Annotated in this window: 1 protein-coding gene and 1 pseudogene; one reads left to right on the top strand and one right to left on the bottom strand. The window is 53.4% G+C overall.

Features of this window, described 5'->3' with window-relative positions; all coding sequences use genetic code 11:
- Positions 1-343: 343 nt before the first annotated feature.
- Complete coding sequence (locus J2T09_RS27500; protein WP_306840271.1) at positions 344-1,525, top strand: Fic family protein; 1,182 nt, start codon at positions 344-346, stop codon at positions 1,523-1,525.
- Between the two features lie 104 nt (positions 1,526-1,629).
- Here the strand turns inward: J2T09_RS27500 and J2T09_RS27495 are convergent.
- A pseudogene (locus J2T09_RS27495) lies at positions 1,630-2,147 on the bottom strand (hypothetical protein); the annotation flags it as partial.

The following is a 2,147-nucleotide window of genomic DNA, read 5'->3' as shown; positions in this document are numbered from 1 at the left end:
ACCAGCTTGGATGTGTTCGGCGCTATGCGCAGCTCGCAGAATTCAGATATTTTTCGCTGAAAATGTCGTGATGAAATGTCTTGTTTGGGCATGCTTATTCCATTTCTCTCGGCACCAGTGCTGAGGGCGAGCGGGAATATGAGGCGAGCTTTAAGAAAGGATGTATCGGGCGTGCACTCTCGAGACCGCCTGATCCTCGGGTTATGCCTTTAAACAATTCACTCTGCATCAAAACTCGGGAGTACGGCGCCCGCGCAGTTAATTAAGCGCACTTATCTAAGCTTGCCGCTTAATTAAATTAAAGGAGCATTGCTTAAATAGTGGCTGGCGCTGATAATGGGTCATGTCTGATTCCGTATCCAAAAATCGCATGGGTCGTTTCGTCGAAGCGATCGCCGCCAGTGAAACAGTGCGGGCGTTCGTTCCCCCACCATTGCCGCCCGAGCCGGTCATTGATGTGCTTTCGTTGCTGGAACGTCTTAGCCTGGCCGAGCGAGCGCTAGGGCGTCTGGACGGTATCACAATGCTGCTGCCGCGACAGGAGCTATTTCTATATATGTATGTGAGAAAGGAAGCTGTTCTTTCCTCGCAGATTGAGGGCACGCAGTCGACGCTTTCCGACCTTTTGCGGTTTGAGACGGAAGCTCAAGCGGGCCAACCGGTTGATGATATTCGTGAGGTATCCAACTACGTTGACGCCATGATGTTTGGTTTGGAACGACTGGAAACGCTTCCCATGTCGTTGCGACTGATCCGTGAAATGCACGCCAGGCTCCTACACAGTGGGCGAGGAGGCACCAAGGATCCTGGAGAATTCCGCCGCTCGCAAAATTGGATTGGCGGAACGCGGCCCGGTAACGCACTCTTTGTGCCGCCACCCGTAACTGAAATGTCCGGTTGCCTGGATGCGTTCGAGCGATTCATGCATGACGACCAGTCGCGCTTGCCGGCACTGATCAAAGCTGGACTGCTGCATGTGCAGTTTGAAACGATCCATCCGTTTCTTGATGGTAATGGTCGTATCGGCCGTCTGCTTGTAACCCTGTATCTGTGCATGAACGGCGTTTTGCGAAAGCCGCTGCTCTACCTCAGCCTCTATCTGAAGTCCCATCGGAGAGAGTATTATCGTTTGCTGCAGGAAGTCCGCGAAAATGGAAACTGGGAAGCCTGGCTGGACTTTTTCCTGACCGGAGTGGCCGACACTGCCAATCAAGCGTTTGAAGCTGCGACCCAGATCGTCGATCTTTTCAAGGAAGATCGGGAGCGGATCACGATGGAAAGTGATAGAGCAGGCTCGGCCCTTCGTATTCACGAGCTATTCCAGCAGAATCCTTTTCACACTGCCAACCAGATTGTTCAGATAACAGGTCTGTCCGCACCTACGGTCAACGCTGCACTTGCCGATCTGGAGCGATTGGGCATCGTTGATGAGGTGACTGGCCGCAAGCGCGGCCGCGTGTTCAGCTATCGACGATACCTTGCAATTCTAAGCGAGGGCACCGATCCCCTGCCTCTCAGTTCATGACAAATAGGTGGGCCAAAGGTTCGACCTTCATCAAGGTCTAAACAAGAACGCTCGGCCCAGACTCGATAAGGTTTGCGAATCTAAGCCGAGCATCTCTTTCTAGTTTACGCAGCTTGCCAGACTTGATTGAGGATCTTAGCAGCAAGAGCAGCCTTGTCCTGCGGCAGGAAGCGACCGTAGTGCTGCTGCACGACATCGGGTGTGTCCTGAATGGCGTAGCTTGCCTGCTCATATGATCCGGTCTGCTTCAGGATATGCGTCGCAAGAATATCGCGCAGATTGTGTGGACCATGCGGCAGCAGTCCCTTGATCGCACCTCGTCCGGTGTAGGGATTGTAGATGCCGTAGAGTTGTATGACCGTCCGCCAGGCTTCGTAGAAGGTGGTGGAGTTGTAAGCCGCATCGATGCTGATCGTTTTCACCGTTTTGACGAAGAGGGTGCCGGGATCTTTGGCACCATCAAGCAGGACAACTCGATGGCGATCGATGTAAGCATCGAGATATTTGTAGAGGTCGAGCAGGTCCGGCAGGATCAGCCGAAATGGTTTCTGTCCGAAGAAGGATGACCCCGAGTTCTTGAAAGCGACCGACGGGATAAGGACCTCCCACCCGTGGTCGCGAT

This window comes from Neorhizobium huautlense (genome assembly GCF_030811685.1).
GTDB lineage: Bacteria > Pseudomonadota > Alphaproteobacteria > Rhizobiales > Rhizobiaceae > Neorhizobium > Neorhizobium huautlense_A.
Note: the sequence above shows the minus strand (reverse complement) of the source record. Positions and strands in the feature narration are given on the sequence as shown.